The 23525-nt window shown below is 68.6% G+C and carries 22 protein-coding genes and 1 pseudogene; 11 read left to right on the plus strand and 12 right to left on the minus strand.

Going from position 1 to position 23525, the window contains the following annotated elements; translation table 11 throughout:
- Positions 1–35 precede the first annotated feature (35 nt).
- Genes FREUN1FDRAFT_RS45835 through FREUN1FDRAFT_RS04370 form a run of 3 tightly spaced genes read right to left on the minus strand, consistent with a single transcriptional unit; the run spans position 36 to position 3378 of the window.
- Positions 36–665 (minus strand): peptidoglycan-binding protein, encoded by a 630-nt coding sequence (locus tag FREUN1FDRAFT_RS45835; RefSeq protein ID WP_006538734.1) that lies wholly within the window; start codon positions 663–665, stop codon positions 36–38.
- Entirely contained in the window at positions 662–1594 is a 933-nt protein-coding gene (locus FREUN1FDRAFT_RS04365) for a serine protease (RefSeq protein WP_006538735.1), read from the minus strand. Before FREUN1FDRAFT_RS04365 ends, FREUN1FDRAFT_RS45835 begins: the two co-directional genes overlap by 4 nt.
- Positions 1591–3378, minus strand: a complete 1788-nt coding sequence (locus FREUN1FDRAFT_RS04370) for a heme peroxidase family protein (protein ID WP_006538736.1) — start codon at positions 3376–3378, stop codon at positions 1591–1593. Before FREUN1FDRAFT_RS04370 ends, FREUN1FDRAFT_RS04365 begins: the two co-directional genes overlap by 4 nt.
- Before the next feature lie 160 nt (positions 3379–3538).
- Here FREUN1FDRAFT_RS04370 and FREUN1FDRAFT_RS04375 point away from each other — a divergent pair, with 160 nt between their 5' ends.
- From FREUN1FDRAFT_RS04375 to FREUN1FDRAFT_RS41000, 4 genes and pseudogenes are all read left to right on the plus strand, one after another.
- On the plus strand, positions 3539–4402 hold the full coding sequence (locus FREUN1FDRAFT_RS04375) for an AAA family ATPase (protein WP_083828541.1): 864 nt from the start codon (positions 3539–3541) through the stop codon (positions 4400–4402).
- A 65-nt stretch (positions 4403–4467) separates the two neighbouring features.
- On the plus strand, positions 4468–6501 hold the full coding sequence (locus FREUN1FDRAFT_RS04380) for a LuxR C-terminal-related transcriptional regulator (protein WP_006538738.1): 2034 nt from the start codon (positions 4468–4470) through the stop codon (positions 6499–6501).
- Between the two features lie 35 nt (positions 6502–6536).
- Positions 6537–7358: pseudogene (locus FREUN1FDRAFT_RS44940) on the plus strand (class I SAM-dependent methyltransferase).
- A 57-nt stretch (positions 7359–7415) separates the two neighbouring features.
- Positions 7416–7781, plus strand: coding sequence for a DUF2550 family protein (locus tag FREUN1FDRAFT_RS41000; RefSeq protein WP_006538741.1), 366 nt, complete (start codon positions 7416–7418; stop codon positions 7779–7781).
- A gap of 26 nt (positions 7782–7807) precedes the next feature.
- On the opposite strand, the gene FREUN1FDRAFT_RS04390 is transcribed toward FREUN1FDRAFT_RS41000, so the two are convergent.
- On the minus strand, positions 7808–8410 hold the full coding sequence (locus FREUN1FDRAFT_RS04390; protein WP_006538742.1) for a TetR-like C-terminal domain-containing protein: 603 nt from the start codon (positions 8408–8410) through the stop codon (positions 7808–7810).
- A 170-nt stretch (positions 8411–8580) separates the two neighbouring features.
- Here FREUN1FDRAFT_RS04390 and FREUN1FDRAFT_RS04395 point away from each other — a divergent pair, with 170 nt between their 5' ends.
- The 5 genes from FREUN1FDRAFT_RS04395 (at position 8581) to FREUN1FDRAFT_RS04415 (ending at position 13914) form a co-directional block, all read left to right on the plus strand.
- Positions 8581–9072: a cupin domain-containing protein gene (locus FREUN1FDRAFT_RS04395; RefSeq protein WP_006538743.1), complete on the plus strand. Its 492-nt coding sequence runs from the start codon at positions 8581–8583 to the stop codon at positions 9070–9072.
- A 324-nt stretch (positions 9073–9396) separates the two neighbouring features.
- Complete coding sequence (locus tag FREUN1FDRAFT_RS04400) at positions 9397–10371, plus strand: YafY family protein (RefSeq protein WP_006538744.1); 975 nt, start codon at positions 9397–9399, stop codon at positions 10369–10371.
- Between the two features lie 39 nt (positions 10372–10410).
- The gene (locus tag FREUN1FDRAFT_RS04405) at positions 10411–11568 is read left to right on the plus strand and encodes an epoxide hydrolase family protein (protein WP_006538745.1); all 1158 of its coding nucleotides are present in this window, start codon (positions 10411–10413) and stop codon (positions 11566–11568) included.
- Positions 11569–11713: 145 nt separating this feature from the next.
- The gene (locus FREUN1FDRAFT_RS04410) at positions 11714–12364 is read left to right on the plus strand and encodes a TetR/AcrR family transcriptional regulator (protein WP_006538746.1); all 651 of its coding nucleotides are present in this window, start codon (positions 11714–11716) and stop codon (positions 12362–12364) included.
- A 92-nt stretch (positions 12365–12456) separates the two neighbouring features.
- Positions 12457–13914, plus strand: a complete 1458-nt coding sequence (locus tag FREUN1FDRAFT_RS04415; RefSeq protein WP_006538747.1) for a DHA2 family efflux MFS transporter permease subunit — start codon at positions 12457–12459, stop codon at positions 13912–13914.
- Between the two features lie 170 nt (positions 13915–14084).
- Here the strand turns inward: FREUN1FDRAFT_RS04415 and FREUN1FDRAFT_RS41005 are convergent, their stop codons facing one another.
- The 3 genes from FREUN1FDRAFT_RS41005 to FREUN1FDRAFT_RS45845 form a co-directional block, all read right to left on the minus strand.
- Positions 14085–15554 carry a toll/interleukin-1 receptor domain-containing protein gene (locus FREUN1FDRAFT_RS41005; RefSeq protein WP_083828545.1) on the minus strand — a complete coding sequence of 490 codons (1470 nt, stop codon included), beginning with the start codon at positions 15552–15554 and terminating at the stop codon, positions 14085–14087.
- A 600-nt stretch (positions 15555–16154) separates the two neighbouring features.
- A complete protein-coding gene (locus FREUN1FDRAFT_RS45840) occupies positions 16155–16814 on the minus strand; it encodes a vanadium-dependent haloperoxidase (RefSeq protein WP_006538750.1) in 660 nt (219 codons plus the stop codon).
- Positions 16784–17410, minus strand: a complete 627-nt coding sequence (locus FREUN1FDRAFT_RS45845; protein WP_232295038.1) for a hypothetical protein — start codon at positions 17408–17410, stop codon at positions 16784–16786. Before FREUN1FDRAFT_RS45845 ends, FREUN1FDRAFT_RS45840 begins: the two co-directional genes overlap by 31 nt.
- Positions 17411–17675: 265 nt before the next feature.
- On the opposite strand from FREUN1FDRAFT_RS45845, the gene FREUN1FDRAFT_RS04425 reads away from it, so the two are divergent.
- Positions 17676–17882 carry an RNA-binding S4 domain-containing protein gene (locus FREUN1FDRAFT_RS04425; protein WP_006538752.1) on the plus strand — a complete coding sequence of 69 codons (207 nt, stop codon included), beginning with the start codon at positions 17676–17678 and terminating at the stop codon, positions 17880–17882.
- Positions 17883–18112: 230 nt separating this feature from the next.
- Here FREUN1FDRAFT_RS04425 and FREUN1FDRAFT_RS04430 read toward each other — a convergent pair whose 3' ends face one another.
- Both FREUN1FDRAFT_RS04430 and FREUN1FDRAFT_RS04435 read right to left on the minus strand, forming a co-directional pair.
- On the minus strand, positions 18113–18772 hold the full coding sequence (locus FREUN1FDRAFT_RS04430) for a CHAT domain-containing protein (RefSeq protein ID WP_006538753.1): 660 nt from the start codon (positions 18770–18772) through the stop codon (positions 18113–18115).
- 115 nt (positions 18773–18887) lie between these two features.
- Positions 18888–19772 (minus strand): NmrA/HSCARG family protein, encoded by an 885-nt coding sequence (locus FREUN1FDRAFT_RS04435; RefSeq protein WP_035949928.1) that lies wholly within the window; start codon positions 19770–19772, stop codon positions 18888–18890.
- Positions 19773–19860: 88 nt separating this feature from the next.
- Between FREUN1FDRAFT_RS04435 and FREUN1FDRAFT_RS04440 the strand changes: the two genes are divergently transcribed.
- Positions 19861–20676: a helix-turn-helix transcriptional regulator gene (locus FREUN1FDRAFT_RS04440; protein WP_006538755.1), complete on the plus strand. Its 816-nt coding sequence runs from the start codon at positions 19861–19863 to the stop codon at positions 20674–20676.
- A gap of 71 nt (positions 20677–20747) precedes the next feature.
- On the opposite strand, the gene FREUN1FDRAFT_RS04445 is transcribed toward FREUN1FDRAFT_RS04440, so the two are convergent.
- The 3 genes from FREUN1FDRAFT_RS04445 to FREUN1FDRAFT_RS04455 form a co-directional block, all read right to left on the minus strand.
- Positions 20748–21335 carry a TetR/AcrR family transcriptional regulator; helix-turn-helix transcriptional regulator gene (locus FREUN1FDRAFT_RS04445; protein ID WP_232295039.1) on the minus strand — a complete coding sequence of 196 codons (588 nt, stop codon included), beginning with the start codon at positions 21333–21335 and terminating at the stop codon, positions 20748–20750.
- 158 nt (positions 21336–21493) lie between these two features.
- On the minus strand, positions 21494–21862 hold the full coding sequence (locus tag FREUN1FDRAFT_RS04450) for a hypothetical protein (RefSeq protein ID WP_157474318.1): 369 nt from the start codon (positions 21860–21862) through the stop codon (positions 21494–21496).
- Positions 21863–22288: 426 nt separating this feature from the next.
- The gene (locus tag FREUN1FDRAFT_RS04455) at positions 22289–23383 is read right to left on the minus strand and encodes an SMP-30/gluconolactonase/LRE family protein (protein WP_006538758.1); all 1095 of its coding nucleotides are present in this window, start codon (positions 23381–23383) and stop codon (positions 22289–22291) included.
- Positions 23384–23525: the final 142 nt, after the last annotated feature.

A 23525-nucleotide genomic window follows, 5' to 3' on the forward strand; every position in this document is an offset into this window, starting at 1 on the left:
CCAGGGATTCGCCCGGTCCCTGGGCAACGCACGGCTTAGAGACTGAGGGCGCTGCGCATCCGCGCCCGCGTCACCGGGCCCACGACGCCGTCGACCACAAGCCCGTGGCTGCTCTGGAAGTCGCGGGTCGCGGCCTGGGTGAGCGGCCCGAACGCCTCATCGACCGTCAGGTCCCGGTGCAGGGCCAGGCGTAGCCGCCACTGCCAGGTCGCCACCGCGGCGCCGAACGCACCGACCTGCAGGAGCTGGTTGCCGGTACCGGGCGGGGTGTGGGTGACGTCGATCGCGATCCGGGAAGGCGATTCGAACGGTCGGACCTCGAACGGCGTCCGGGCCGCGACCCCGATGCCCCAGCCGGCGATCCCCTCGAAGACGTCAGGCTTTGTCACCTGCCGCAGCGCCGCGAGATCTCGGATGTCCGGCGGCGCAAGCGTCACCGTCGGGTTGCCGTTGTCGTCCACGCTGTCGGCGGGCCGCAGTGTCACGTGCAGGAAAGCGCGCCCCTTCAGCGGGATCCGGTCGCCGGATCCGTCCTGGAACACCTCCGGCACGTACCTGACGTCCACGGTGGGTCGAGGTCCGTCCCATTCGATCACGACCCGGTCGAAGTCCGGGTGCCCGCCGATCCGTACGTCTGTCAACAGAGCTTTGAACTGGTTGGTCATCGCGTCCATCCGATGTCGAGGAATTCGGTGAGCAGGGCGTTCGCGTCGACGCCGGCCGTTTTTGGAACGGCGCGCGCGATCGTGCGTACTTTCTCGACGATCGCCGAGATCCGGATGCCCTCGTTGCCGACGGGCCGGCCGTCGATCAGCCCACCACCGCGCTGATGCAGGGCGACGAGCTCCCATTCGTCGTTGAGGACGGGGGAACCGGACGAACCGCGATCGGTGTCGGCCTGATACGTCAGGCGGGTCGTGCTTTCGACCGCCAGCAACAGGTTGCTCCGGACGGAGATCTCCCGCGGGCGCCCCTGAGGATGCCCGACGATGTTCACGGGACGTCCTTCGAGGATCTTGCCCTGTGCTCCGATCGCGGGCAGCCACCCGAAGACGCTGCCCGGGGGAGCACCGTCGCCGGTCGACGTGACCGCCACCAGGGTGAAGTCGAGATCGGTCACCGCCGCCGTGACGAAGCAGCGTCGGGGTTCCAACGTGTGGCGCACGCTCTGCGTCCGCTGGTCGTCGGCATCGTTGCGATAGCGGAACATCACCTGCGCGTTCTCGGCCGTCGCGACGTCGGGCACCACATGGTTGTTGGTCAACAGCAGCCAGGGGGAGACGAGGAACCCGGTGCCGAAACCGGCGGGGACCTCGACCCTCGCCACGGCCTCCGCCGCGGCGGCTCCCAGGCGCAGCCACCTTCCGGGCAGGAAATCCGCCTTGCCAAGGGCGATTTCAAGTTCCGCCGCCAGCTGCGGCGGGTCGTCGAGGACGTCGGCGCCCACCCCGTGTCGCCTCGCGTAGGCCTGCCGGCGTGCCTCGGGCTCCGACCGCCAGGCGTTGCGCGGTTCCGCGAGGACTTCCCTGGCGCGGGTACTGGCTTCGAACGCAGGCAGCAGCTCGCCCGGAGTGAGGGCCGTGAGAGCTGTCACGGCCCGGTGAGCACACCGGCGAACACGAACAGATCCTTGATGGTGACGATTGGATCACCGTTCGGCAGGAGGACACCCTGCTCGGGGCTCCAGCCGTTGTCCTGGTTCAGATAGGAGCCGGGGTCCAGGCGTAGCTGGCCGATCAGGGTCTCGACGACGATCCGGCTGCCGACCTCGCCGAGTGAGTTTCCGTTCGCCCGTACCTCGGCCTCCTTAAGGATGTAGTACCAGAGCGGGGTCGCCTGCAGGAAACCCCCGTCCGTCAGCGCGGCGCTCACCTCGTCGCTGTTTCCCTGCAGCAGTTCGTCCGCGGTCAGCGGCGTGACACCGAGGGCGCCCGCGACGGCCTGCCCGGTGGGCAGGGCGAGCTGGTATCCGCGCAGCAGATTGCGTACGGCGAGCCTCTTGAGGATCTCCGCGTCGGCGGGCACGACCCCCTGCGCGGGGCCGATCTCGTTGATGAGGTCGAACAGCGGCGGGGCCAGCCGGGTGTCGATCTTGCGGGCGAAGTGGTCGGGCTTGGGGGATCCCTTGTCCACGAAACGATCCCACTCGATCACCCAGTTGAAGGGAAGGACACTGGTGCGCCCGACAAACGGCGGGTTGGCGCCTCCCGTGAAGCTGAAGAGGAGGCTGAAGGGTGCGTTATCAAGTACCTTCCCTTTCCCGCCTCCCGCCCGACCGAAGTTCTGGTTGTAGTCGTAGGCGGCCCGTACCATGCTGTGCCCGAAACGAAAGGCGGCGGCCGAGAACTCGAGTGGCATGAAGACCTTGCCCGCCCTCGGAGCGAAATGCTGCGGGCCACTCAGCAGAACCTTGTCCGTGACGCCGGGCAGCGCCACCGTCTTCAGATAGTCGTGGACGACGAGCCACTGGTAGTGCCAGCGCACCAGATCGCGGGCCCGGTTGAAGACCTCCCGGTCGGTTGCGAGGTACGGCTCGTGCGCGAGCACCCAGTCGACCACCGCGTTGTGGAAACGGAGAAAAGCGACGTGGAACTGCGCGACTATCAGGTTCTCGTCGTTGCGCCCGTCTCCGACGAGCGCCACCGAGCCGTCCCGGGGCAGGTCGTGCAGGCCGTCGGCCGCGAGCGGTATGGGATCGCCCGCCGGCCGCGATCCGTCGTTGTTGGCCTCGGCCACGCGGCCGAGCCGCAGCCTCACCCCGTCGTACAGGTCGTCCGGGGTCTCCGTCTCCGTTGCCGTTGCCGTTGCCGCGCCGGCGTCGTCGAAGACAGGTCCGCCACCGTAGACGGAGTCGAGGTCGAGGGCCGGTTGCCGGCCGTTGCGGAGACTGTTGGCCACCGCCGTGGGCAGCAGTGGAGTGACCGGCCCGTTGGCGACGCCGATGAGGGTGCTGTTGGCGCCGGTGTTCAGGGTGAGGTCGTGATCGGTGAACTGGCCCCAGTAGGTGTAGACGGGCGGGATCGTGCTGTTTCCCGCCGGTCCGTCCACCTGCGCTCCGGCGACCGGCGATGTTCCGGCAACCGCCTGCCCCCCGTCCGCGGCGGTACTCGGCTCGGTCAGGGCGTTTCCCAGCCGTTCGAGGGCTGCCCGCACGACGGCCGGGTCGCCCTGGAGGTGGTGGTCGGGAAAGTTCGCGGCCAGACCGGCGAAGAGGAAGTCGAAGGGGGTTGAAGTCGCCAGTTCGAGTTGCCCGGGCGTAGCGGAATCGCCGCCCGTGCCGCCCGCGCCACCAGTGTCCCCGGAAGCATCGTCGGGCGGTATCTGGCGTGCATGGTGAACTGCCCGCAGGATGCGGTGGTCTGCGGCCGACGGTGTCATGACGCGGCTCCTGCTGCTGCTGCTGCTGCGCTTGGCTGCATAGCCGGATCGTCGGTGTTTCTCCTGCTGGCGACATCGGGAAAATCCCGAACACGTGCCCCCGAGTCCGGATTCCCGGACCCTGCGGGAATGGGGGGTCGCATCGGCGATAATAGGGGGCATGTCGGCGGGGGAGGCCGTTCCTTTGGGGCGCGAGCGTGAGCTCGGCGCGGTTGAGCAGGCAGTTCAATCTCTGCGGGAGGGCCGGTCGGGAGTACTGCTCCTGGCCGGTGAGCCGGGTATCGGCAAGACACGGCTGTTACGGGAGCTGGTCGTTCGCGCGCGGGCCGCGGACGTGCTGACCCTGTACGGCCGGGCGACGGAGTACGAGCGCGACCGCACGTTCGGGCTGTTCGTCGATGCCCTCGACGACCACGTCGCCGCGGTCGGTACGTCCGGTCTGCCGCTTCCTCGGGAGGCCGACCGCGAGCTCACCCGGATCCTCCCGTCCTGGGGGTCGGGGGAGGAGACGCATCCGTCGCGTCTGCGGGAGGAACGGCATCGCGGTCACTGGGCACTACGGGCCCTGCTGCGGGCGTTGAGCGAGGCCCGTCCCGTACTGCTGGCGTTGGACGACATGCACTGGGCCGATCCGGCGTCGGCGGAGATGCTGTCCTACCTGCTGCGCCATCCGGTCCGTGAGCAGCTACTGCTCGCCATGGCCTTCCGCCAGGAGGAGGTCCCCCCGCCGCTCGCGACGGAGCTGGCAACCGCGGTCAGGGACGGGAGTGCCCGCCGGCTCGACATCGCCCCCCTGAGCGAGCAGGAGGCGGATGGGTTGTTCCGGCCCGGCCTGCATCCGGGGGCGCGGCGCCGGATCTACCAGGACAGCGGCGGGAACCCCTTCTACCTTCTTGAGCTGGCCCGCGCGTCGAGCGAGTCGTCCGGCGCGGCGGCCGTCCTGGCGCACCGGCCGGAGGTGGAAGCCGCCGCCCACGCGGACCCCGTCCCCCGGCGGTACGCGAGGCCATCGCCGGCGAACTGAGCGCGCTGAGCCCGCGGGCCCGAAGGCTGCTGGACGGCGCCGCGGTCATCGGGGACCCCTTCCAGGTGGATCTCGCCGCCATCGCCGCGGATCTCGACGACGACGACGCGCTTGCCGCCCTCGACGAACTGCGAACCCACACACTCGTCCAGCCCATCGCGCCGGCGCGCCAGTTCCGGTTCCGCCATCCGATCGTGCGCCGGGCCGCCTATCAGGCCGCCGGAGCCGGATGGCGCCTCGGCGCCCACGCGCGTGCCGCCGAGGCACTGGCAGCGTGGGGCGCTTCCTCCGCCGTGCTGGCGCACCACATCGAACCGTCCGCGCGGCCCGGCGACCTCAACGCCGTCGAGCTGCTGACCCGAGCGGGGCAGGAGGTGGCCTCGCAGGATCCCGCGACGTCAGCCGGGTGGTTCCAGGCAGCGCTGCGGCTGATCCCCGAGACGGCCCGGACGTCCGACCATCGCCGAGAGCTCCTGCTGGCCGCGGCGGACAGCCTTCGGGCCGCGGGCCGGCTGGAGGAAAGCCGCGACTGCCTGCGGGCGGCCCTGGAGCTGGCCGCGCCGGACAGGATGTCGCGGGTGGCCGTGGTCGTGGCCTGCGCCGGCCTGGACTACCTGCTCCGACGGCACACCGAGGCACTGGCCATCCTGCACGAGACCCTCGACCAGATCGCCGACCCCGGCTCGGCGGAAGCCTGCCAGCTGCGGCTGGCCATCGGAGGGATCCTCACCTGGAGCGACGATCCGACCGCCCCGCGGACCTGGGCCCGTAACGCGCTCGCCGGTGGCGTCCACGCCGACGACCCGGCGCTGACGGTGGCCGCGCTTGGCCTGCTGTCGCTGGGCGAATGGCGGATGGGCAGCACCGGTGCCGCCTTCGAGGCCATCGACACGGCCCGCGGCATGCTGGTCGACCTCGATGATGATCGGCTGTCCCCGAGAGTCGACGCCCTCACCTGGCTCGCGTTCGCGGAGGCCCTGAGCGAACGGGTCGACGACGCGATCGAGCACTGCGACCGAGCCCTCCAGATCGCCCAGACGACCGGGCAGGGCCACCTGCTCACCGCCGTGTTGACCGCGCTGGGCTACTCGTTGCAGTGGAAGGGGGACGTGCCGGGCGCGATCAGCCGCTACGACGATGCGATCGAGGTCGCCCATCTCACCGCGGTCAAGGAGACCTACGTCTGGGCCGCCGGCCTGCGCTGCTATGCCGCGACCGTCGCCGGTGACTTCGCCGCGGCGGTGCGCTACGGCCAGCGGGCACTGGAGACCATCGACAGCTCCGCGCACCTGACGACCACAACCGCCGGGCTCTTCCTCGCCGAGGCGCAGCTGGAAGCCGGTGACCCCCACGGCTGTGTCGACCTGGTGCTCGCGACGGGCGGCGGACCCCAGCTGCCGAGAGCCGAACTGCCGGACCGCCCCTACTGGTATGAGGTCCTGACCCGGGCGGAGCTTGCCCGCGGACGGGTCGACGCCGCCGGCCGCTGGGCCGAACGATCCGCGCAGAGCGCGAACAACCTGGGCCTGCCCGGACGAGCCGGCTGGGCGAGCCGTGCCCGGGCCGGCGTCTGCCTCGCGATGGGTGAGGCCGCGGCGGCGGTGAAACTCGCCCAGGAATCCGCCGCGCTGCTGGGCCTGGCCGGTAACCCCGTCGAACAGGCGAGAACCCGGATAGTGGTGGGACGGGCGCTTGCCGCCGCCGGTGAGACGGCCCTGGCCGTCGTGGAGCTCACCGACGCCGAGGCGGATCTGTCCCGGTTCGGCGCCTACGGCTACCAGAAGCAGGCCGGCCGCGAGCTGCGCCGCCTCGGGCAGCGCGAGCGCCGCCGCCGGCCCGCTGGTGGTGGACGGGCTACGAGCAATGGCCGCCGGATCGCAGCCGATGGCCGGACCGCCGCCCAGGTCGCGGCCCTTACCGATCGTGAACTGGACGTCGCGAGACTCATCCGCTCCGGAAAAAGCAACCGGGAGATCGCCGCCGCCCTCTTCCTGAGCGAAAAGACGATCGAACACCACCTCACCCGCATCTTCGCGAAACTCGGAGTGTCCTCCCGGGCGGCCGCCGCCAGCATTCTGACCCGAGCCCTCACACCGTAGGCGTTCGGCGTGAGCTGACCTATTAGGCTGTGGCGGTGGACCGAGTAGCCGATGTGCCCGAGAATCTCGCCCAGTCCGTGGATCCGGCCCGGGTTAATGACTACGACAGCTTTGCGCAGGCGTACTCGGCGGAGACCGAGAACAGTCTCGTGAATGCGTACTACGAGCGCCCCGCGATGTTGGACCTCGCCGGGGACGTGGCCGGCCGTCGGATCTTGGACGCCGGCTGTGGCACAGGGCCCCTGTCTGCTGCGTTGCGCGATCGCGGTGCGGTCGTCACCGGCATCGACGCCAGCGCCGAAATGCTGGCGTTGGCCAGGTAACGTCTGGGTGACGACATAGCCCTGCATCTGGTCGACCTGCGCGACCGTCTGCCGTTCGCCGACGGAGCGTTCGATGACGTGGTCGCGTCACTGGTGCTGCACTACCTGGAGGACTGGGGGGCGACACTGGCCGAGATGCGGCGAGTCCTCAGGCCCGGCGGCCGGCTGATCGCGTCGGTGGACCATCCTTTTGTGGCCTACACGATCCGCAACCCTCGGCCTGACTACTTTGCAACCACCAGCTATGATTTCAACTGGACGCTCAACGGGCAGTCTGCCCCGATGAGGTTCTGGCGCAAGCCACTGCATGCGATGACCGATGCCTTCACCGCCGCCGGCTTCCGTCTTTCCGTCAGCGGCGAGCCGCAGCCCGACCCGGCCGCCCGTGAGCTGTTCCCCGACGGCTTCCATGATCTTTCGACCAAAACCATCTTCCTTTTCTTCGTCGTCGAGGTACCGCCGTCGGCCACGGGATCGATCGGCGAATTCGGTCGCGGCCCACGAGCGGCGCAAGAATTCACTGGCGAGCACTGAAAATGCCTGGTCTTGAGACCACCCGACCCGGATTCCGTCAGCCAGGTCACGGCTGAGATGGGCGCAGGCCTGTTCGTCGAAAATCCCGTGTCCGTCACGTGTTTTCTGCGCGGCGCCGCGGATGCGGTGCCACCTCGCTGGTCTTTCGGGGTTCTGATCCTCGACGGGAGAACGTTGACGTGGCGATCCTTCTACTACTGTAGCCGTAACCGAGTTACACGCCTGCCGTCCCGGCTCGACGTCGAGCAGGTACGCGAGGTCCGGGGTGCGGAGAAGTTCAAGATCAAGGCGGATCTTTTCAGGATCGTGGTCTGCCAGTCGACGTCAGGACGACTGGAGCTCGGGTTACCGGCGCTGGACGTACCGCTCGTGCGGCGCGCGATTCAACGTGATCAGGGAGAATCTTTTCCTGTCTCGGGCTGAGCCGACCTCCACCGGCATCGATTGAATCACGAGCGGGGTCGGTGCGCCCGAAGAAAGTCGTCGACAAGGTCATGGACATAGGCGGCGGTGAAGGTCTGCCCGGCGAGCAGCCGCCGGTAGATCAGCGGCCCGGCCAACTGGTCGACCGCCCGGGAGGGGTCGAGCCGTGCGTCGAGCTCACCCCGCGCGACCGCGGAGCGGACGATTTCCCCGAGGACGCGCGAGCCCTCCTGGTACAGGAACTCCTTGAGCTCGCCATAGGCCGGATGGGTCGGTGCGCGCTCGATCACCGCCCGCATCGTCCGTTCCAGCGGCGGTCGGTGGAGCTGGCCGCGCAGCACATCCAGCTCACTGGTCAGGTCATCGCGCAGGACGCCGGTGGGAACGGTGTGGTCGATCTCCATCTGCTCACGGAGCACGTCGCGCAGGAGCGCGATGGTGTCGGGCCAGTGCCGGTAGAGAGTGGTTCGCCCGATCCCGCCGCGGGCGGCGACCGCGACGTGGGTGACGGCCTCCCATCCGTCTTCGAGCAGGATCGCGCGGGCTGCGGCGAGGGCGGCGGCGCGGCTGCGCAGCACACGCGGATCAACCGCCCCGGCTCCCGGCGAGTGCGTCGACTCGCTGGCCATGTGGTGTGGCTTCCCTTCGCGTCCTGGGGCGAGCCCGCCTGTGGTTCGACCTAGCTCATGGTTCGACCCCGCCCAGCGGCACTTGCCCATCGTGGAATTCCGGGGCAAGATGTTCCACATCTTCGGAACAACTTGTCCCAGATCTTTTCCGTATCTGGAGGTGACCAACCATGCCTGACGATCGCTTCATCATGCTTGGCGACGCCCAGACCCGGCCGGGCCGCGTTCCCCTGCCGCCTGCCTTCGCGGTCAAGGCACGCACCGAGGACACCGGCGGGAGCTTCTCCCTTCTGGAGGTGTCCGTGGCGGCCGACATCCCCCGGCACGTCCATCTGCACGCGGACGAGTGCATCTACGTGCTGGAAGGTGTGTTGGGCGTCGACTTCGAGGACCGGACCTACACGGCGTCGGCTGGCATGTTCACGCTGCTTCCACAGGGCGTTCCCCACGCGCTGCGCCGCATCTCGACGCCACCACCTCGGGTACTGCAGATCTCCTCGCCCGGCGGTTGGGAGCGCTACCTCGAGGACCTGTTCGAGGCCGGCCCGACCGTCCTCACCGGCGGAGTGCTCGATCCAGTGAAGATCAACCCGATCGCCGCCCGGCACGGCATTCGCTACGAGGAGCGGCCCTGGTGCGCCACCCCCGATACGGGCGGGTAGCGCTCGAACGTCTCGACCTCCGAAGGCGGAGCGACTGAGCTCAGGACTTGTCCTGGATCTCCCAGACGTGGTCGAGGGTATGCCAGGCGAATCGGCGGGCGGCGTAGGTCGGTGGCCAGCCGCCGCCGGCGAGCGGCACGCCGTCGGCGGGGGTGCCAGCACCTCGAGGATCTGGGTCTCGCCGTGGTTTCGCCGTTTTCCGGAGGTGCCCGGACGACCGGACTGCCGCTCAGCCCGGTCGGCCCGGTTCGCGGGCCGGTACCAGCCACCCTGGAGACTCCTGAGGACAGTTTCGTTCCTCAGCTCGAAGGGAGCTGCGCGCGGATGCTGGAAACGTCGGCTCGGCTGTTACGGCTGCTGTCCCTGCTGCAGTCCCGCCGTGACTGGCCCGGCGCCGAGCTCGCCGAGCGGCTGGGCGTCACCACCCGCACGGTGCGCCGCGACGTCGACCGGTTGCGCGACCTCGGCTACCCCGTTGAGTCCGCCACCGGCACCCGCGGCGGGTACCGGCTCGGCGCGGGCGCCGCCCTGCCCCCGCTGCTGCTCGACGACGACGAGGCCGTCGCCGTGGCCGTCGGCCTGCGCGCCGCCACCGGGACGGTCACCGGGATCGAGGAGACGTCGCTGCGTGCGCTCGCCAAGCTCGAACAGGTCCTGCCGTCCAGGCTGCGCCATCGGGTCGACGCGATGCGGTCAGCCATCCTGCCGCTGACCGGCCCCGGTCCGACCGTGGACCCGGATCTGCTCCTCGCGCTGGCCGCCGCCTGCCGGGCCCACGAAGGCGTCCGATTCGGCTATCAGCAGCGCACCCGCCGCGTCGAGCCGTACCGCCTGGTGCACACCGGCCGGCGCTGGTACCTGCTCGCCTTCGACCTCGACCGCGACGACTGGCGCACCTTCCGCGTCGACCGCATGGACCCGGCACCACCGCGGCCCGGGCCACGATTCACGCCTCGGCCCGAGCCTGCCGAGGGAGCGCATGCCTATGTCGCGAACGCCCTCACCGCCGCTCCGTACCGATACCAGGCGACGATCCTGTTCCACGCGCCGCTTCAGGTCGTCGCCGAGCACACCTCGCCCACCTCGGGCCGTCTCGAGCCCCGCGACGCCGACAGCTGCCTGTTCCACGCGGGTGGCGACTCCCTCGACAAGATCGCCCTTTACGTCGCGCTGAAGGGCATCGACTTCCAGGTACTCAACCCGCCCGAGCTCAGGGACCACATCCGCGCGCTCGCCCGCAGACTCGGCGACGCCGCCTCAGCCACGGAGCTGGCCGGTGCCGGCGGCCGGGAAAGCTGAGGACAGGAGCTGTCCGCAAGGATCTCTAACGTTCCGGACATGAGCGAAACAATCACCCGGTTCCGGATCGATATCCGCCAGGCGGACCTCGACGACCTGAACCGCCGACTGGCGGCCGTGCGCTGGCCCAGCGAGCTGCCCGGTGTCGGCTGGTCCCGAGGGGTGCCCCTGGGCTACCTCAAGGACCTGGTCGAGCACTGGCGCACCTCGTACGACTGGCGCAGGCACGAGGCGGCGCTGAACGACATCCCGCAGTTCACCACCGAGATCGACGGGCAGCGGATCCACTTCCTTCATGTGCGGTCCCCGCAGTCGGATGCGCTGCCGCTGGTCCTCACGCACGGCTGGCCCGGCTCGGTGGTCGAGTTCGGCAAGATCATCGGCCCGCTGGCCGATCCGGCGGCGCACGGCGGGAACCCGGCCGACGCCTTCCACCTGGTGATCCCGTCGCTGCCAGGCTTCGGGTTCTCCGGCCCCACACGGGATGTCGGATGGAACAGCGGGCGCATCGCGCGGGCCTGGGCGCAGCTGATGAACCGGCTCGGCTACGACCGTTACGGCGTGCAGGGCGGTGACCTCGGCGCGCTGGTCGCCCCGGAACTCGGCCGTGCCGCGACCGGGCAGGTCGTCGGCATCCACGTCAACGCGGCCACCTTCGGCTTCATCCCCTTCGGCGACATTCCGGATACCGAACGCGCCACGCTCACCGACGCCGAGCAGGCGCGGCTGGCATTCGCGAAGGACTTCCTGGACGACCAGAGCGGCTACTTCAAGATCTCGGCCACCCGGCCGCAGACGGTGGCGTACGCCCTCACCGACTCGCCGGTCGGCCAGCTCGCCTGGCTCGTCGAGAAGTTCAAGGAGTGGACCCATCCCGCCGCCGACCTGCCCGAGGCCGCCATCGACCGGGACCTGCTGCTGACCAACGCGATGCTCCACTGGCTCACCGGCACGGCCGGATCCGTCGCCAACCTGTACTACGAGAACATGCACGCGAACAGCTGGCATACCGCCCCGGCCACCACCCCCACCGGTGTCGCCGTGTTCGCCCAGGACCTGCCCATCCGCCGCTACGCCGAACGCGGCAACAACATCACCCACTGGACGGAGTTCGACCGCGGCGGCCACTTCGCCGCCCTGGAAGCCCCTGATCTGCTCACCGCCGACATCCGCGCGTTCTTCCGCGCGCTGCGCTAGCGCTCGCACCGTCCAGGCCGCGGTGGTCAGGGAGCCGTGGCCCTGGACGTGGCGCGTCCGCTTGACGAAGTAGTGAGTGGCCACTACCTTCGTCCTTGTGGCAGCGACAGGGGCGAGGCAGACGGCGGAGGAACGCCGTGTATCGGTGCTTGCCGCTGCCGTGTCGGAGTTCGCGCGGGGTGGGTTGGAAGGCACGTCGACGGAGTCGATCGCCACGGCGGCCGGCATCTCCCAGCCCTACCTGTTCCGGCTGTTCGGCTCGAAGAAGGGCCTGTTCCTGGCGGCCGTGAAGGAGACGTTCGCCCGGACGGTCGCGGCCTTCGAGGTCGCGGCGGGGGAGCGGTCCGGCCAGGAGGCCATGGCCGCGATGGCGCAGGCCTACAACGACCTGCTGGCCGAACCCAGCTACCTGCTGATGCAGATGCAGGCGTACGCCGCGTGCGGCGACCCGGACATCCGGGCCGCGACGCGGCGGGGGTTCCGGGATCTCTGGTACGTGGTCGAGCGTCTCAGTGGCCTGGACGTCGACGTCGTGCGCGCCTTCTTCGCCATGGGGATGCTCTGTAACGTCTCGGCGGCCATGGATCTGCCCGCCCTCGACGAGCGCTGGGCGCAGATCATCTGCACGGATGGCGTGGGCATTGCGGTGAGCAAGACGGTGCTCGCCGAAGGCTTCACGGGTCCGGCCTCCGAGCCCGCCGACGCCGATGCCGACGCGGTCGTCGACGATTCCGGCGCGGGCGCGGGCGCGGGCGCGGGCACGGATGTCGGTAGCGGCGCCGGCGCGCCGGTGTGACCGGCATCGACTGAGCAGCAACACGAGTCATCCGCGGCATTTTTTTGGCCGCGTAAGGAAGTGGTCAGTCACTACCTTGGAGGGAAGGCCTGATGGCCACCGACCGGAACCGCCTCACCTGGACCTTCGTCGTCACCTGTATCGCCGCCTTCATGACCTCCCTGGACAACCTGGTGGTCACGATGGCGCTGCCGTCGATCCGCGAGCACCTCCACGCCAGCCTGGCCGAGCTGGAATGGACCGTTAACGCCTACACCCTCAGCTTCGCGGTCCTGCTGCTGCCCGCGGCGGCGCTGGGAGACAGGCTCGGCCGGCGCCGCGTCTTCGCCGCCGGGCTGGCGATCTTCACCGTGGCCAGTGCCGCCGCCGCACTGGCACCGGGCGTCGGCACGCTCATCGCCGCCCGGGCCGTGCAGGGCGTCGGCGGGGCGATCGTGCTGCCGCTGTCGATGACCCTGCTGTCGGCCGCGGTCCCGGCCGAGCGCCGCGGCGCCGCCCTGGGTATCTGGGGCGCGGTCTCCGGTCTGGCCATCGCGCTCGGGCCGCTGGTCGGCGGGGCCATCACGCAGGGCGCGGCCTGGCAGTGGATCTTCTGGGTGAACGTCCCGCTGGGCCTCGCTGTGATCCCCCTGGCCTTCACCCGCCTCACCGAGAGCCGTGAGCCGTCCAGCCGGCTGGACGTCACGGGAACCGTCCTGGTCAGCCTGGGCCTGTTCGGGGTGGTCCTCGGTGTGGTCCGCGGGCAGGACCACGGCTGGACGAGCGCCGGGGTGCTTGGCGCACTGATCGCCGGTGCGGTCGGACTGGTCGCGTTCGTCGCCTGGGAGCTGCGGTCCGAGCGGAACGGCGGCGCGCCGATGCTGCCGGTGAGCCTGTTCCGCCGCCGCGGATTCGCCGCGGTCAACGCGGTCGCGGTCCTGTTCTCCTTCGGGATGTTCGGCTCGATCTTCCTGATCTCCCAGTACCTGCAGAACGTCATGGGCTACTCGCCGCTGGGCGCCGGTCTGCGCACCCTGCCCTGGACGGTGATGCCGCTGATCGTGGCGCCCATCGCCGGCCCGCTGTCCGACCGGATCGGCGGGCGCCCGCTGATGATCACCGGCCTGGCCATGATGACCGTCGGGCTGCTGTGGCTGCGCGCCGACCTGGCCCCCGACACCTCGTTCCCGACCCTCGTGCCTGCCTTCATCGTCTCCGGCATCGGCATGGCCCTGTTCTTCGTCCCGGTCGCCAACGTGGTCATGGGCTCGGTCCCGACCGAGTTCGAGGGCGTGGCCTCCGGCGTCAACAACGCCGTCCGTGAGGTCGGCGGGGTCTTCGGCATCGCGGTCCTGGCCTCGGTGTTCGCCGCGGTCGGCGGCTACGCCAGCGCCGCCGACTTCACCGACGGCATCCGCGTCGCCCTGGTCGTCGGCGCGGCCGCGACCGGCGTCGGAACGCTCGGCTCCCTGCTCGTCCCCCGCCACCGGACGCCCTCCGCCGCAGAGCAGTCCGAGAGCCACGCAGGCAATCCGGCTCTCCGTCTCGGCTACGAGCCGGTCAATTCCTGAACCGCAGTACCTGAGTCGCTGAAAGCCCGGTCCCCGCGCCGGAGTGTCGGCTGCGGGGCGCCGGGCTTTCGCAACCCAACGTGGGGGGAACCGGGGTCGACACAGCATGACTACTGTCGAAAGCGGGTCGTGGGCACCCGTAGCCTTGTGGTCGACACCGTACTGTAACACTATGCGGAATCTATCCCGGCTATTATCTGTGTGGAGCGCTGCTCGACGCTGGCGCGGCCGAAGCGGCGGACCAGGGAAAGGTAGAAAAGTGGAGCCGCCGACGTCGCCCAGTCGTTTATGCGGTCTGGTCGTAGCAGATATTTGATGACGGGATCGATCTGGAACTCCTCGTAGTCAAGGGCCGTGTTCTCCCACTTGTCCGGGACACCGCGACTTCTTCGCTCTACAACTTCATGTGCGGAAAGTCTGTTCAGTGACGCAAGGAAAAGTGCGCCCCATTGTTGTTTGTTGACATCGATGGAGATGGCCAGCAGTTCCAGTCCGTACTCGTTGCTGTGGATCGCGAGTTCCTCCGATATCCCACGGCGTGCGACATCGAACAGGTTCGGGGGTTTCCTGCCCTGCGAGTCCAGGGATCTTGATATCGCCTCGTTGACCGATGAGTTCCAGAGGAGCGCGCCCGAGCCGACCTGCGCGCTCCGTCGCGCGAATATGGCTTTGTTGTCGGCCGATACAACTGCGACATTCACGCCAAAGCTGCAGCACATGAAGTCCGGTGCATTCTGCGGATCTTCGGGATCCAGGTACCTGCTGCGAGGTGTCGAGCCGTCGCGAAACTCTCTGTCTAGCTGCTGTGCCGCAAGAAATGTGAAGTAGTCGGCGTTCTTCAGCCTTAAGAAGATCTCCGGCTCCTCGTCCACCCCGACTCTGGTCACGGAAAAGCCCGCCACCGCATAACGAAGGCCGTTCCAGAAATGTGTTAGTCCCTCGTTCCGGCGTCTGGCCTGTTCGGCCTCGATTTCTTCTCGCCATTCGGCGAGTTCGTCCGGCAGGTTCACGAACTGCGGATCGAGGATGATCCTCGCTGAATGCTCCGGTATGGGATGCTCTCCGTCTCCCTCTACGATCAGGAGATCCGTGAACAGCGGGCCCAGCCGGAAACCCTGCGGAGTAAGCACGGGTGACGGGGGTGGGGCGTTGTTTGGGCCGTTGGAATCAGGAGCCGGCCGCTGTCGCTGGATCCCAGCTCCAGGTGCGGATCTCGACGTTCCTGCCTCGTGATGGGATCTCACATCTCGCAGTACTTTGTCGGCGACTGATCCAACGCAGTCCTCGTTTAGATCGAGGTATACGCGATCGCGTAGAGTCGGCGGCATCACGACATTCTCGATACAGAGGGGAAGGACTTTTATCTTCTTGTTGGAGATCTGCCCGTTCATTGCGAGCGCGATCTCTCGTTGGCACCAACCTGATCTTATCGAGGTGGGTGAGACGAGGGCAAGAAGGAAGTCTACCTCGTATATCGCCTCTGATATGCGCTCAACGAGCGAGTCGCCGATCCTGAGCTCACCTTCATCGATCCATACTCGAGCCCCTCCTGACTCAAGTTCGGCTGCCAGTAGGCGAGCGAGACTCCTATCTGTGTGAGAGTAGCTTATGAAAATCGATACTGGATTTTCGCTTGACATATGAATCTCCGAGTATATTTTCTCGTCTTCTTGACGGCTGTCGATGGCGTATGGCCGGCGACGCCCCGGCGAACACGGTGCGGCAGCGGTCCTCGGCGTTGGTGCGGCGGATGGTGCCGCCGGGAGGCCGGCCGATCAGAAGACGAGCGCCGTCGTACCTGCCTGACAGAGGGAGCAGCTTCTTCAAGCCGGTTGCCTCGTCGGCGGCGCGGAACTTGCCTCGCACTGGGAACTCGGGCAGGACGGTGTGGGGAGGAGTGGGCCGCGTCATCCGCCAACTCCTCTGGGTGGGGCCGACTGCGGAGAGTCGGCGGGTGGTCGGGTCGCTACGCAGAGACTAGCCCGACCATGCCACGTGGTGGCATCACCCGTAGGTCGCCGTTGTGAGGACCAGCCCTCGGAAAGCCCCTGTCCGTCCGTGTCCGCTCAACGCCGCGCCTGTGGCGGCCGGCCACATCGCGCTGTGACCTGGGCGCCGCTGTCAGCAGCCGCGATCGTTTGGGGGAAGCCGGGCAGGTCCCTCAGCGGGCCGCGCCCCGCGCCGCCTGGCGCCGCGGTCAACAGCCCGCAGCGTCAGGCCCGCTGACGCATGACTTTCAGCTATCTCCGGGGGCGGAAGAAGTTCCTGACCGCGTAGGCGGTGGTCTTTGCGCCGATCTTCGCACCCTCGATGTCGGCCGTCCGGGTGTGGATTCCACCCCAGATACGAGCCTCGATCACCTCGGCGATGGCCTGCGAGAAGCTCCGGAAATACCGGGTGGTGCCCGAGGCCTCGCTGTAGGCGCTGAAGGCTATGTCGTCCCGGCCGAAAAAGTACGCCAGCGCCGACATGCTCGCCGCCGTGAAACAGGTGTGCCCCGAGGTGAAATCGGGGTGCGGTGGTGTCACGAGCAGCGGCATCCAGTTCGGGTCGGCCGCAGTAGCCGGATTGCCGTCGGTGTCCGCCAGCTGGATCGCGGTCACCGGCCGCCAGAACATCCAGGCCGCCTTCTCGTTGTAGCAGGCGGTGGTCGCGTCGGCCTCGGAGATGTCCACCATGGCGAACATCCGCGCCGTCTGCAGGACGTTCAGGTGCTGGCCCGTGGCCAGCTGCCGCTTGATCTCCCACTCGCCCAGGTGACGGTCATGCCACCAGATCGCGGCCTGCGTCTGGTCGAGGGTGCGGGTGGTGCTGTTGACCGCGCCGATCTCCTTGACCTCGTTGAAGTCGCGGGCGTACTGGGCGGAGGTCAGCGCGGGCGGGCCGGCGCTGCGGAACATCGACGTACTCGGCAGGAGGAACGGCTTGAGCTCCGCCACCCACGCCGTGTCGGAGGCGTAGGTGGGCGGGGTCGGCCGCCACTGGCCGGGCTCGGTTCCCCCACCGGCCAGGCCGGGTCGCCGAACGCCCCGTCATCCTGGCGCGCCCGGATCATCGCGGCGGCGGTCTGGCTGCCCACCGAGACCCCGCCGCGCTTCGCGGCACTGTCCGGGACGGTCGCCATCCACTCGTCGTACTGTGCCTGCAGACGCGCCTGCTGGGCGGGGAAAAGCGAGCTGAGAACCTGGAAGGCCGCGGTGCCGACCGCCGCGTTCACGGATTCGCGGCCGTTGGTGCGCGGGGCGCTGAGATAGGGCTCGTAGGGGCGCCCGGAGATGGCGTTCACCGCGTCGTAGACCGCTCCGTGCACCATCGCGAAGCTGCGTGCCTGTACCTGCGGCTGCTGCCCGGCCACATCCCAGATCGCGGTCTGCGCGTTACGGTCCCAGACGATGACGGCATTTGGCGAGGTGCTCGCGGCCGTACCCGATGCGGGCGGTGCACCGGCCGCGGCCGGCACGCCGGCGGCAAGAAATCCGACGATGGCCGTGCACATTAGTTTTCGGCGAAAGCGACCCGAGCGCGCCACAGTTGGTCTCCCTTGCTCGTGGGCAGAAAACGACGAGAGATGGATGGCAGTCCGGCGTGAACCTCGGTCATGATGTCACCACGAGATCAAAGACGTCGCGCTTTGAAGTACAATGTGCTGTTTCGGCAGGTCCGGGTGTTGCCGGCTTCGGGCATCGCCGTGACGTTCCCTGTTCCCGGCGGAGCCCACAGCCGGCCGGTCAGTCGCTGCGATGGTCCGGCATGCTGGGCGGATGCGTGAAGTGAGTATTCGTGACGACGTCATCCGCCTGGGTCAGTTCCTCAAGCTCGCCGACGTGGTGGAGGCGGGCGCGGAGATCAGGACAGTGCTCGCCAACGGGGACGTTCGCGTCAACGGTGAGGTCGAGACCCGCCGCGGCCGCCAGCTACGGCGGGGAGACGAGGTCACGCTGCCCGGTGAGCGGCTGCGTGTCGGCTGATCCACGCCAGGGCCCGGTCCACCTCTGGGTCCGGCGGTCAAGCGTCACGGCTGCGCAGGGTGTGCCAGCCGCTGAGGATCGCGGCCGCCGCCCAGGGTGTCCATCGCCGTCACGGAGGGAGGCGGCCGGTTCGGGTCGGCGGACGCGGGCCCTGCGGCCCACGCTCCGGACCTCGGCACTGGCTTTCTCACCGAAGGTGGAACAGAGCCGCTGTCTGGACAGACTCGGCGTCAGGCCCCGACGTGGATGTGAGCTGCCCAGATTGACGGCTTGGCCGGATGCGCGGCGCGAAGGCGGCGAACGGCGGCGTGCAGGGCGTCGGCGGTGGCGTCAGTACCACCATCGGCGAGGAAGCCATAGACCGCGTCTGATATGTGGGCCGACGATCTGTCCTCGATGGGCCACAGAGTGGCGATAACCCGGCGATATCCAGCGAGCTGGAATGCGGACGCGAGATGGATCGTCTCGTCGGTCAGAGCTGTCGTCGGCCGGCTGGTCGAGCAGGCGGAGAGGAAAGCGAACTCTGCTGTTTCCAGCCGCAACGCCGCGATGTCCGCAACTGTCAGTCGATCGTCATGCAGGAGAAGGTGGCTGGTCGAGGGTGCGGTGGGGTTACTCACCCCGTGGCAGGCGAAATGAACCCACGGCCGGCTCCGTAGCGCCGCCACGACGGAATCGTGGGTCGCGGTCGGACCGCTGAGAACCTCGACTCCGCCGCGGAATCTGTCGCGTATCATTGCGGCCTCCTGTTCCACGCCGTCGAGGCGCTGCTCACCCGGCGTGTTCGGCATCGCCACGACGGCCATCCTGCTGCCGGCGGCTGTTCCGGAACCGCCGGGCCTGCGGGCGTACAGCAGCGTTCGGATGTTGGGAGTGTAGGAGGACACCACACGGAAGGCCCACTGACGGGAGAAACTCGGGTTTGGCAGGCGTACGCGATGCCGTGAATGGCGTTCGCGAAAGCGGTGCGCGAGGAACTGGTTAGCCGCCGAAATCGCCGGCCTCCTACGGGCGCCAACCAGCTGACCGCAGCCACGCCGCCAGCGTCAGGACTTTCGGGTGCAGGGCACGCAGAGCCGGCAGATCGGGCTGTTCCATCGCGCCGGAATCGAACCAGGCGAACATCTTCGCGACCTCCTCGTCGAAGGCGCGCAGCTGCTCGAGCGGGGTCTGGTGAAAACGTGCCGGAATCCCGGCCGCCTCGCCGAGCCGTTCGGCTATCTCCGAGGCGGCGAGATGGTCACCCGCGATCACCACGGTCTGACCGATGAACGCCGCCGGCTCGTCGAACGCCAATGCCGCGAACTCGCCGATGTCGGCCATCGAGATCAGCGGCAGCCGGCTGGACGGACGCAGAGCGAGGGAGACGACCAGCCCGTTCTCGGTCAGGACGGGGCGGGTGACGGTCGTGAAGTTCTCCATGAAGAACACCGGCCGCAGGACGGTGGCAGGCAGGCCGAGATCCCGGATATGCGCTTCGATGAGCCCCTTGCTTTCCAGATGCGGAACGCCGGTGTCCTGGTCGGCGCCCGCAACCGAGCTGTACACGAGGTGGTCGACGCCGGCCTGTGCCGCGAGGTCGGCGGCGCGTCTGCCGCGCCGTACCTCGGCCTCGACGTCCGCCAGGCTCACGGTGCCCGAGGCCACGCTGCTCAGTATCAGGAAGACGCCGCTCACGTCCGCCATGACCGTGCGGATCGATGCCGGGTCGTCCAGATCGCCGACGACGAGCCGGGCCCCCGCGGCCTGAAGCGCCCGCGCGGCGGGCCGCTGCGGGTCACGTACCAGCGCGTGCACCTTCCGCCCGCGTCCCAGCAGCGCTCGGGCCACCGCACCGCCCTGCTGTCCGGTCGCGCCGATGACAAGAACTGAATTCTCACGATCATCCATGGGGCGTAAAGCTAGCCACGGTCACCGCCGACAACCTGGTTGCGATGGTGATACCCAGGACTCCTGGACAGCAAGGGGACGAGGTTCTATGCACCGCGCCGAACTGGCCACCTTCCTGCGCGCGCGTCGGGCAGCCCTGCGGCCCGCGGACGTCGGCCTGCCCGACGGCGTCGGCCAGCGCCGGACCCCCGGCCTGCGCCGAGAGGAGGTGGCCGAGCTGGCCGGGCTCTCGCTCACCTGGTACACGTGGCTGGAGCAGGGCCGCTCGATCGCGGCGTCCGCACAGGTCGTGGACGCGCTGGCCCGCGCACTGCGGCTCGATGCCGACCAGCACCGGCACCTGCGTGTCCTGGCCGGCCTGCCGGTGCCGCCGGCGCGAACCGCCCCGGACGAGGTCGAGCCCCGGGTCCAGCGCCTCGTCGACGCGACCGCGCCGAACCCTTCCGTCATGTTCGACCGGTACTTCGACTTCATCGCCTGGAACGCCCCGTACGTTCGAATCAGGCATGATCCCGCCGTGTTACCTGAAGGCCTGCGCAATCTGCTGTGGATGATGTTCACGGACAAGGAGAACCGCGCACGGATGCCGTTCTGGGAGGCGGCCGCGCGGGCTGTGCTGAGCCAGTTTCGCGCGGCCGTGGGCCAGCGCCCGGACGACGCTCGGTCCGTGGAGCTGGTCCGTGCACTGACCGAGGCGAGCCCCGAATTCGGCCGGTGGTGGAACACCTACCCGATCCGTGATTTCAGACCAGCGACGATTTCGATCGACCATCCGGCCACCGGCCGAATCGCCCTGGACGTCTACCAGCTGCGACCGGTGGAATACCCGGATCTCCTGCTGGTCATGCAGGTTCCGACAACCCCCGACGACCTGCGCCGCGCCCTCTCGTTGGTCGACCACTGACCGCAACTCAACTCAACTCAACTCAACGCAACTTGACGCAGCGCATCGCAGTGCGGTCCTCGCGGTGCCGTTCAGATATCGGATGCGTTCGGGGGGATGGCGTCGAGGACGGCGAGGGCGTCGCTGAGCATGGTGGCGAGGTCGCCGCCGTGGAAGCTCCAGCGTGCGTGTGCGGCGATCATGACGGCCGCGGCGGCGACCGCGAGCATCGTGGGTTGGAGGCTGTCGCGTGCGGTGCCAAGGCGGGTGCTGAGGAAGTCGCCGAGGACCGCGTTGAGTTCCAGGACGTTGATGCCGAGCATCACGTTGCTGGCGGCCGGGCTGACCATGGAGATACGGATCCAGCGGGCGACGTCGGTGGTGTCCTCGGCGGCGACGACGTCGTGGACAGCCCATCGGATGGAGCGCATGGGTGGTTCGTCGGCTGCTCGGGCGGCCAACGCGGTGGCGATGGCCTGTGCCCGGCGGCGGACACCGGCGCGCAGAAGATCGTCTTTGGTGGGGAAGTAGCGGTAGAAGGTACGGATGGAGATCCCTGCGGCGGTCGCGATGTCACCTGCGGTCACCGCGTCGAATCCGTGAAGTTCGAACAGGTTGAGAGCGGCGGATTCGACAGCCCGCGCCGCGGCTTCCCGCCGGTCCGCCCGGGCCTGTTCCACATGCGGTGATGTCCTGTACGGACGCTTCGCCGTCCCGCCCGCCACCGTTCCCCCCTGTGCCCGCCTGTGCCTGTGTCTGGCCCGCCTGCGCCTGTGTCCGCGACGGCAGTCTGCGCCGTTTCGACCAGGCTAGCTTCGGGGGCCGCTGGTGGCCGGGGTCAGCTGATGGGGGGGCAGGGCCAGGGTGGATCCGCCGGCGCCGGTGGCGATGGTGACGTCGACCGGTGCCGAGTTCTGGGTGAGTATCGACGAGGCGCGCAGGGAAACCGGTCGTTGAAGTTCTCTGCGGCGAGCTGATCGAAGAGCCCCCGGGCGCGTGCGTTCTCGGCGTCAAGGTGCTCATCCATAGCCGTCTCCGCCTCCTCATCGGTTGGAAAGCGCAGACTGTCCAGCGCCGCGCAGTGGCAGGTGACCTGCCACTGGCCGTCGAGGTCCTGGTCGATGGCGGCGCCTGTGCAGCTTTCGTCGCCCAGCAGGAACAGGGGCATGGAACGCAGCCCCGGCGGCTCCGGGCTCTTCAGGACCACGTCGCACCGTCGATCCAAGAGCGGGTGGCTGTGAACAGCCGAATCGGCGGCGGCCTCAGTCGGATACTCGCCGTTGAGGGCGCCACACCAGCAGTGCACCCACCACCGCTCGTCAGCTCCACCTGCTTCCACCGCGTTCTCCTCTGCTGCATGGCCCGCCGGATGCGTATGCAGCGTCCCATCACCCTGGTCTGGCCCACGGGCAGCCCATCAGTGAGGTCTGTCCAGGCAACGGCCCCGCTCGGCACCGGCAGGACGAGAACCTGAATCCCGGGCCGTGCCGGTGCGGATGCCCGGAAGGGAACGACCGCACGCGGGCACGACCCGGGTCGGGCGCCGGAAATGTGTACCTACCCGGCGGTCAGGTCCACGGCCAGGTCGGTGGTCGTACCGCGGTTCCGCGGAACCGCGCGGTACCGGACGGCATCAGGCCGGGGAGTAGCGCAGCACTCGGCTTCCGGTCAGCTGGGCCATCCAGACGGCGTCGCCCGGACCGTAGTTCAACTCCGCGGGTGGGCCGAGGGGGCCGCCGGGCACCGAGGTCTCCGTGAAAACGCCGGTCGCCGGGTCGTAGGCACCCAGCTTGTCGCGGAGAAGATAAGTGAAGTAGATCTTCCCCTGCGGTGAGGAGCAGATCCCGATCGGGAACGACAGTGGGACCGGCACCGGGACCTCGCTGACCGAGCCGGTGACCGTGTCGATCCGTCCGAGCTTGCTGGCACCGAGCTCGGTGAACCAGACATAGCGGCCGCCATCCGTCTCGGCACGCATCACGAACGGGACCGCGAGGAGGCTCGGGACCGGGTATTCGGTGATCGTTCCGGTCGCTGCGTCAATGCGGCCGATCTTGTTCCCGAGAGCCTCGGTGAACCACACATCGCCGTTCGAGCCGGTGAAGACACCAATCGGCAGCGCACCCGGCGTGGGTACCGGGTAGGACCTGAAGGTCTTCGTCGCGATGTCGAATCGGCCGATCGTGTTGGCGGTGGTCTGGGTGAACCAGATCGCCCCGGCAGGGTCGGCGGCCAGGTCGTTGAAGGGGAAGAGATTACCCCCCACGCCGGGAACCGAGTAGAGCGCGAACGCCTTCGTCTGCGGATCGATGCTGCCGAGCTGGTTGCGCAGACCGTTGGCGAAGTAGATCTTCCCGTCCGGCCCGGCTGTGATCGCGCACGGCAGGGCGGTAACCGGTGCGGGTGTCGCGACCGGCAGATTGAGCCAGTTGAGCGACGCCGGCAGCTGTGCGGTGGACCAGGGAATCGGGAATTCCGCCGTTGCGCCGGTCGCCGGGTCGATGCGGCCGATCTTGTTGGCGAGTGCTTCGACGAACCAGGCCGCCGCGTCCGGCCCACCCGCCGTAACGCACGGAATCGAAGCCGGGGTGGGGGTCGGGTACGAGGTGAACGTGCCAGCCGCCTGGGCCGGGGTCGCGACAGAAAGCGCGAGAGCGCCCATAGCGGCGGCCAGTCCCACGGCAGCTACGCGGTGACGAGCGCGGGCTCGCTCCAGTAAGGGAAACAAGGATCCTCCTTTATGGTGAGAGGCGGATTGCGGCGGAATTCTCGCAGAGCGCGTCGTGGCCTCAACCCGGTTTTATGCTCTGCATGTGCTGCCCGCGGCCCGTGATGGCCGCGCTGCGGCGAAGCGTTGCGTTTGCGCGGCG

Source organism: Parafrankia sp. EUN1f (assembly GCF_000177675.1).
Lineage (GTDB): Bacteria > Actinomycetota > Actinomycetes > Frankiales > Frankiaceae > Parafrankia.

Coding starts and splice junctions, on each gene's coding strand:
- FREUN1FDRAFT_RS04440 (WP_006538755.1), top strand. CDS start 19,861: ATGCACCGCGCCGAACTGGCCACCTTCCTGCGCGCGCGTCGGGCAGCC.
- FREUN1FDRAFT_RS04435 (WP_035949928.1), bottom strand. CDS start 19,772: ATGGATGATCGTGAGAATTCAGTTCTTGTCATCGGCGCGACCGGACAG.
- FREUN1FDRAFT_RS04390 (WP_006538742.1), bottom strand. CDS start 8,410: ATGGCCAGCGAGTCGACGCACTCGCCGGGAGCCGGGGCGGTTGATCCG.
- FREUN1FDRAFT_RS45840 (WP_006538750.1), bottom strand. CDS start 16,814: ATGTTCCGCAGCGCCGGCCCGCCCGCGCTGACCTCCGCCCAGTACGCC.
- FREUN1FDRAFT_RS04425 (WP_006538752.1), top strand. CDS start 17,676: ATGCGTGAAGTGAGTATTCGTGACGACGTCATCCGCCTGGGTCAGTTC.
- FREUN1FDRAFT_RS04405 (WP_006538745.1), top strand. CDS start 10,411: ATGAGCGAAACAATCACCCGGTTCCGGATCGATATCCGCCAGGCGGAC.
- FREUN1FDRAFT_RS41000 (WP_006538741.1), top strand. CDS start 7,416: ATGGGCGCAGGCCTGTTCGTCGAAAATCCCGTGTCCGTCACGTGTTTT.
- FREUN1FDRAFT_RS04400 (WP_006538744.1), top strand. CDS start 9,397: ATGCTGGAAACGTCGGCTCGGCTGTTACGGCTGCTGTCCCTGCTGCAG.
- FREUN1FDRAFT_RS04375 (WP_083828541.1), top strand. CDS start 3,539: ATGTCGGCGGGGGAGGCCGTTCCTTTGGGGCGCGAGCGTGAGCTCGGC.
- FREUN1FDRAFT_RS45845 (WP_232295038.1), bottom strand. CDS start 17,410: ATGTGCACGGCCATCGTCGGATTTCTTGCCGCCGGCGTGCCGGCCGCG.
- FREUN1FDRAFT_RS04395 (WP_006538743.1), top strand. CDS start 8,581: ATGCCTGACGATCGCTTCATCATGCTTGGCGACGCCCAGACCCGGCCG.
- FREUN1FDRAFT_RS04370 (WP_006538736.1), bottom strand. CDS start 3,378: ATGACACCGTCGGCCGCAGACCACCGCATCCTGCGGGCAGTTCACCAT.
- FREUN1FDRAFT_RS45835 (WP_006538734.1), bottom strand. CDS start 665: ATGACCAACCAGTTCAAAGCTCTGTTGACAGACGTACGGATCGGCGGG.
- FREUN1FDRAFT_RS41005 (WP_083828545.1), bottom strand. CDS start 15,554: ATGTCAAGCGAAAATCCAGTATCGATTTTCATAAGCTACTCTCACACA.
- FREUN1FDRAFT_RS04415 (WP_006538747.1), top strand. CDS start 12,457: ATGGCCACCGACCGGAACCGCCTCACCTGGACCTTCGTCGTCACCTGT.